The sequence below is a fragment of the Pseudophaeobacter sp. EL27 genome, from assembly GCF_900313025.1.
Lineage (GTDB): Bacteria > Pseudomonadota > Alphaproteobacteria > Rhodobacterales > Rhodobacteraceae > Pseudophaeobacter.
The window spans coordinates 195,871-202,600 of sequence record NZ_OMPQ01000004.1 but is presented as its reverse complement, the minus strand read 5'-3'; the positions used below and the strand labels follow the sequence as shown (position 1 = coordinate 202,600).

The window sequence follows — 6,730 nt, the reverse complement described above, 5'->3', positions numbered from 1 at the left end:
TCGTCGGCAGCATCAGATGGTTATAAGAGACAGCTTAATAGTGCGAATGAATGCGTGGGATCAGACCCGAAACCGAGTGATCTAGGCATGGCCAGGTTGAAGGTGCAGTAACATGCACTGGAGGACCGAACCCACATCTGTTGAAAAAGATCGGGATGAGCTGTGCCTAGGGGTGAAAGGCCAATCAAACTCGGAGATAGCTGGTTCTCTGCGAAATCTATTTAGGTAGAGCGTCGTACGAATACCCCGGGGGGTAGAGCACTGGATGGGTAATGGGGACTCACCGTCTTACTGATCCTAACCAAACTCCGAATACCCGGGAGTACTATACGGCAGACACACTGCGGATGCTAACGTCCGTAGTGGAGAGGGAAACAACCCTGACCTCCAGCTAAGGCCCCTAATTCATGGCTAAGTGGGAAAGCAGGTGGGATGTCCAAAACAACCAGGAAGTTGGCTTAGAAGCAGCCATCTTTTAAAGATAGCGTAACAGCTCACTGGTCTAATTAAGACGTCCTGCGGCGAAGATGTAACGGGGCTCAAGCCATGAGCCGAAGCTGAGGATGCACATAGTGCATGGTAGCAGAGCGTAGTGTGACATAGTTCCATGTCTCCTTACCTACTTCGGTAGGATTGGAGACACGGAGCTTTCGATGAAGCGGGCGCGTGAGCGATCCCGTGGAGAGATCACTAGCGAGAATGATGACATGAGTAGCGACAAAGAGTGTGAGAGACACTCTCGCCGAAAGTCCAAGGGTTCCTGCTTAAAGCTAATCTGAGCAGGGTAAGCCGACCCCTAAGGCGAGGCCGAAAGGCGTAGTCGATGGGAACCAGGTTAATATTCCTGGGCCATGAGGTGGTGACGGATCTCGAAGGTAGTTCATCCTTATTGGATTGAATGGGCTGCTGAGAGGTTCCTGGAAATAGCCCCTCTATAAGATCGTACCCTAAACCGACACAGGTGGACTGGTAGAGAATACCAAGGCGCTTGAGAGAACGATGTTGAAGGAACTCGGCAAAATACCTCCGTAAGTTCGCGAGAAGGAGGCCCGGGTCCTACGCAAGTGGAATCCGGGGGCACAAACCAGGGGGTGGCGACTGTTTATTAAAAACACAGGGCTCTGCGAAGTCGCAAGACGACGTATAGGGTCTGACGCCTGCCCGGTGCCTGAAGGTTAAAAGGAGGGGTGAGAGCTCTGAATTGAAGCCCAGGTAAACGGCGGCCGTAACTATAACGGTCCTAAGGTAGCGAAATTCCTTGTCGGGTAAGTTCCGACCTGCACGAATGGCGTAACGACTTCCCCGCTGTCTCCAACATCGACTCAGCGAAATTGAATTGCCTGTCAAGATGCAGGCTTCCCGCGGTTAGACGGAAAGACCCCGTGCACCTTTACTACAGCTTCGCACTGGCATCAGGATTGTGACGTGCAGGATAGGTGGTAGGCATCGAAACGTGAACGCTAGTTCACGTGGAGCCTCCCTTGAGATACCACCCTTCGCACTCTTGATGTCTAACCGCGGTCCGTTATCCGGATCCGGGACCCTGCGTGGCGGGTAGTTTGACTGGGGCGGTCGCCTCCTAAAGCGTAACGGAGGCGCGCGAAGGTTGGCTCAGAGCGGTCGGAAATCGCTCGTTGAGTGCAATGGCAAAAGCCAGCCTGACTGCGAGACTGACAAGTCGAGCAGAGACGAAAGTCGGCCATAGTGATCCGGTGGTCCCGAGTGGAAGGGCCATCGCTCAACGGATAAAAGGTACGCCGGGGATAACAGGCTGATACTGCCCAAGAGTCCATATCGACGGCAGTGTTTGGCACCTCGATGTCGGCTCATCTCATCCTGGGGCTGGAGCAGGTCCCAAGGGTACGGCTGTTCGCCGTTTAAAGAGGTACGTGAGCTGGGTTTAGAACGTCGTGAGACAGTTCGGTCCCTATCTGCCGTGGGTGTAGGATACTTGAGAGGAGTTGCCCCTAGTACGAGAGGACCGGGGTGAACGAACCACTGGTGGACCAGTTGTCGTGCCAACGGCAGTGCTGGGTAGCTATGTTCGGACAGGATAACCGCTGAAGGCATCTAAGCGGGAAGCCCCCCTCAAAACAAGGTATCCCTGAGGGCCGAGGTAGACCACCTCGTCAATAGGCCAGAGATGTAAGCGTGGTAACACGTTCAGTTGACTGGTACTAATCGCCCGATTGGCTTGATCTGATCTAGTAATAGACAGCCAAGAACCAAATAAGCACCACATGACAAAGACTTAATGTTGATTGTTTCTTCCGATATCAGCTGTGAAAACCGAAACATTCGGTGACATTACTGACGTGCGGCAACGGGCATTTGCTAAAGCAAATACCCTGCCTGCCGCGCGACCTCTTGGCGGAGCCAAGAGGGTCGGACTTGGATTTTTCTTGGTTTGGTGGCGATAGCGAGAGCAAAACACCCGGTCCCATCCCGAACCCGGAAGTTAAGTGCCTTTGCGCCAATGGTACTGCGGCTTAAGTCGTGGGAGAGTAGGTCACTGCCAAACCTAGTAAAATCCAAAATCTCAAAACGATAACATTAAGAATACCCTTCAGATCAAATCGCCCTGAAGGGGACACGCAGAATTGCTACCGGCAATACTGCAATTGTCCTCAAGTAGCCCAACGGGCAAGAGGACAAACGGGCTCAAATAGCGCTCCGCGCGGTAGCCCAAATAAAGTGTCGCGGGATGGAGCAGCCCGGTAGCTCGTCAGGCTCATAACCTGAAGGTCGTAGGTTCAAATCCTACTCCCGCAACCAATATACTTGTAAAGTAGAACACGACACCAAAGCCCCTTCGGGGTGGCTTTGCGCGTTCTACCGCTAAGCTCCTGATGCACTTGTTGAAGTTTAGAAAGCTCCGCTGCAATGCGGATGCTTTCCGACGTCGTTACAACCGACAGAATGCCTGTCAGGTCGCCAATCAGATCAACCGTCAATTCTTCACCCGGGCCTTGGCGGAAGTTTAGGATCGTGGTTTCGTCGGGGATACGATCATCGCCCAGTTCGATCCCAGCGAAACGCCGCATCGCCTCGCTGTCATACAGCGTCTCTTCGGCCATCGGGTCGCTCAGCGCCTACCAGTTCAGAAGAAAGAAGACCCGCAGCATCGTCTCCAGGGGAACCGGGGGATGGCCACCCTTGGGCCCGACCTTCGGGTAATGCGGCGCGATCAGCGCCAGCAGACGACCCCAGGGCTCCATTGCATCCATCTCCGCCAGGAATTGCTCGCGTCGCGTCACCTTCGTCTTCACCGCATCGCGCAAGCCGGGAAAGGCGGGCTGTTTCGGCATCGGAAAAGCTCCTTGAAGACGGTCCCCAAGTCTACCAGATCAGGTCAAAAGTGGCAGGTTTTTCAGACCTTCCAAGAATTTTGCTGTCAAATTGTCTAAAATTGCTGTCCAGAAGTGTTTGGCACCCGCAGCTGATCCGCTCCGACCGCCATGCGGGTCTGTCCACCCATGATCTCCATCAGGACCCAGATGCGCCGATCGGGCGCGATCTTTTCGACCTCCGCCACAAAATTGGCAAAGGGCCCCTTGGTCAGGGTCACCTGATCACCGGGCTTCAAGAGCTTAGGCGGCAGCAGTTTGCCCTTCGCGTCACTGCGCAGCATCAGCTGTGAGACTAGATCCAGCGGCACCGCCGTTGGCTCCTTGCCAAAGCTCACCAGCTGCGTGATGCCGTAGGTCGAGTTCACCGTGCGCCAGAACCCGCGGGCCACAACGAAGGCCACGAAAATGTAGCCCGGAAACAGTGGCCGCATGGAGGTGACGAACCTGCCGTTGCGCTGTCGCGTCTCCTCTTCCATTGGCAGAAAGGTTTTGAAGCCTTGGCGCTTGAGGTTCTTATCCGCGATGTTGGCACAATTCGGCTTCAGTTGCGCCAAAAACCAGCTTGTGCCGCGATCGTGGAATGTCATCTTGTAACCTCATTAAAACTCTATCGCTCACATATCGCTCGAATTTGAACGGGTGCAAGTGAGGTTTTCCGGGTGTGATGTGAGATTTTGATGAAGATGTTGGCGTCAAAATTCCTCAAGGCGTTGATATAATGTGATAATTTATAACTATCAGTTTGTTGCATTTTGCCATCCAAGCAAACGTCCGACCGAGTTAAATACGGATCGGAGGTTGAGTTGGGCGGGAGTGGCGAGGTAAAAGAGTTTCGGGCGGCGCAGTATGTGCGCATGTGCCAATCGCCGTTGTGTGGATTGGTGCTGGGCCAGGACACGGCATACACGACGCTCAGAAACCTTCATCTGACTGCGCACATGATCAATGCAGGCACGTCGACGCGAGGGCTCAGGGGCACCGCCCATTCAGGCCTGACATGATTCACAGGATCATGTCCTAGACGGCTATCACTCCGCGTGCGGCCTCCAGCAGGATCAATTTGTCCAATGTCAGGTCGGAAACCGTACGCCGAATTTGTATTCATGCCGCCCGTTTTCAGGGTATTTGATCCCCCGGATCATATCCTGATCCTTCAAACTCCGCCCGATCAGACGTCTACGCCCCCCTTTTTTAACCGACAAGCTGGAAGCTGTCCGGTGGGCTTTGAGGTAAGTTGCGTCGATTGAAATTGTTTTGTTGTCCGGTGCTTCAGCAGCATGCCATTCCATGATCCGGGCAAACACTCCCATATCACTCCACCGTTTCCAACGATTGTAGAGCGTCTTCGCAGGACCATATTCATTGGGTGCATCACACCACCGTAAGCCATTACGATTGATGAAGATAAATCCACTTATAACACGTCGATCATCAACGCGCGGTACACCATGGCTCTTTGGAAAACAGGGCCGAAGCCGCGCCATTTGATCGTCGTTCAGCCAGTTAAGATTGCTCATTAAATTCCCGAGATTGAGGGCTATGAACCACGCAGCCATCTCAGCCTCAATCAGATTAATAGATCCTGAGCCTGGGTTGCGTTTGCATCGGAATTGCCGGTGCTGGCTGTCAGGCGCAGGCGCTGAAGGAAGACCAAGATCATCCTCACAAATAGTGGGCTCGGGTTTTCGGAGACCTGAAGATGACACCTCTTGACTGAAGATATGGACCAATATATCTAAAATAGACTATTGAGTATAAAGAGAGTATCATGACTAGGCACCAGATCTCGGTCGAGAACTTGAGAAAATCATATGGGCAGCTGGAGGTTCTGAAAGGTGTCTCCCTTGCTGCCGATAAGGGTGAAGTTGTCTCGCTGATCGGGTCATCTGGTTCGGGGAAAAGCACTTTGTTGCGTTGCCTTAACCTGCTCGAGGTGCCCACAAGTGGTGCGCTTACTCTGGAAGATCAGCCGGTTGAATATGTTGTTCGCAATGGTGCCTTGAATGAAACGCGAGCCATCCGCCAGTACCGGGCCAGCCTTGGTATGGTGTTTCAGAATTTCAATCTTTGGCGACATATGACAGCTGCACAAAATGTGCAGGCGCCGTTGCGCCATGTGCTAGGTCTGTCCAAGTCTGAGGCGCATGAGCGGGCAGAACGCGCGCTGGAACAGGTCGGGCTTTTTGATCGGCGAGATCACTACCCCTCTCAGCTATCAGGTGGGCAGCAACAACGTGCTGCAATTGCACGCGCCCTCGCAATTGAACCCAAAGTTCTTTTGTTTGATGAACCGACATCGGCGCTGGATCCCGAGCTGGTGAAAGAGGTTCTGAATGTCATTGTCAAGCTCGCAGAGGGCGGCGCCACGATGATGCTGGTCACACACGAGATGCGGTTTGCCCGCGAAGTCTCTAGCAAGGTGGCTTTTCTGGATGCCGGGCAAATCGAAGAAACCGGGCCGCCGTCTCAGGTTTTTGATGCACCCAGCAGTGAGCGATGTGCGCAATTCGTCTCATCGGCCTCCCACTAACAAAAACCGGAGTAATCCACCAACAAGGAGAGAAAAATGCTGAAACATCTACTGGTTGCTGCTGCAGTTGTTGCTGCGATACCCGCGAGTGCGGATACATTACGGGTTGCAACGAGCGCGGATTATCCACCCTGGGAGTCGGTCAACTCTGCTGGCGAAATGATTGGTTTTGACATTGAAGTTGGCCAAGCAATTTGCGCCAAGATCAAAGCGGAATGTATCTGGACCAACCAGGCCTACGACGGTCTGTTGCCAGCACTCGAGGCCGGTCAATATGACATGATCATCTCCGCAGTTTCGATCACTGACGAACGCAAAGAGCGCATTGGCTTTTCGTCAGCCTATGCACAGGCGCCTGCCTCGTTCGGGGCTTCGGGCAATGGATTTGGTGATATCGCGGATCGCCCGGGTCTACAGGCCGCTCTGGCAGGCAAGGCCGTAGGGGTTCAAGGATCCAGCATTTTTGAAGGATTGGTGGGAAACCACTTTCCTGATGCGATCATCAAAACCTATGAGCGCGCAGACCAAATTGTAGCGGATCTGGCGATTGGGCGTTTGGACGCCGCGCTGATGGAAACCACAAGCTGGGCAAGCATGTCCGAAGCCAATGCAGGCGCAAACCTCTCCACCTTTGGACCTCAGCTTGATTTCTCAGAATATTCTGAGCTGGGCGAGGGTATTGGGCTTGGGTTTTCAAAAGACGATGCTGACCTGAAAAATCGGGTTGACGAAGCCATCGCTGAGCTGCTTGCCGATGGCACTATCGCTGGCATTTCCCAGACCTGGTTTGGCTTTGACGCAACCCCCTAATCCCTAGGCGACGCAGAGGGCTAACACGGCCCTCTGCACC

The 6,730-nt window shown here is 53.6% G+C and carries 3 protein-coding genes, 1 tRNA gene, 2 rRNA genes and 3 pseudogenes; 5 read left to right on the top strand and 4 right to left on the bottom strand.

The window, feature by feature from the left end; genetic code table 11:
* The 3 genes from ED661_RS02925 to ED661_RS02915 all read left to right on the top strand — a co-directional run.
* A 23S ribosomal RNA gene (locus tag ED661_RS02925) occupies positions 1-2,202 on the top strand; the annotation flags it as partial.
* Positions 2,203-2,406: 204 nt separating this feature from the next.
* Positions 2,407-2,521 (top strand): 5S ribosomal RNA (rrf, locus tag ED661_RS02920).
* Between the two features lie 177 nt (positions 2,522-2,698).
* A tRNA-Met gene (locus ED661_RS02915) sits at positions 2,699-2,775 on the top strand.
* A gap of 197 nt (positions 2,776-2,972) precedes the next feature.
* On the opposite strand, the pseudogene ED661_RS02910 reads toward ED661_RS02915, so the two are convergent.
* From ED661_RS02910 to ED661_RS02895, 4 genes and pseudogenes are all read right to left on the bottom strand, one after another.
* Positions 2,973-3,308: pseudogene (locus tag ED661_RS02910) on the bottom strand (transposase); the annotation flags it as partial.
* 95 nt (positions 3,309-3,403) lie between these two features.
* Positions 3,404-3,937, bottom strand: a complete 534-nt coding sequence (locus ED661_RS02905) for a transcription termination/antitermination protein NusG (protein ID WP_122072450.1) — start codon at positions 3,935-3,937, stop codon at positions 3,404-3,406.
* A gap of 273 nt (positions 3,938-4,210) precedes the next feature.
* A pseudogene (locus tag ED661_RS02900) lies at positions 4,211-4,448 on the bottom strand (hypothetical protein); the annotation flags it as partial.
* Positions 4,449-4,507: 59 nt separating this feature from the next.
* Positions 4,508-4,867 (bottom strand): annotated as a pseudogene (locus ED661_RS02895) (transposase); the annotation flags it as partial.
* Positions 4,868-5,118: 251 nt separating this feature from the next.
* On the opposite strand from ED661_RS02895, the gene ED661_RS02890 reads away from it, so the two are divergent.
* Complete coding sequence (locus ED661_RS02890; RefSeq protein WP_122072449.1) at positions 5,119-5,880, top strand: amino acid ABC transporter ATP-binding protein; 762 nt, start codon at positions 5,119-5,121, stop codon at positions 5,878-5,880.
* A gap of 36 nt (positions 5,881-5,916) precedes the next feature.
* On the top strand, positions 5,917-6,690 hold the full coding sequence (locus tag ED661_RS02885; protein ID WP_122072448.1) for a transporter substrate-binding domain-containing protein: 774 nt from the start codon (positions 5,917-5,919) through the stop codon (positions 6,688-6,690).
* Positions 6,691-6,730: the final 40 nt, after the last annotated feature.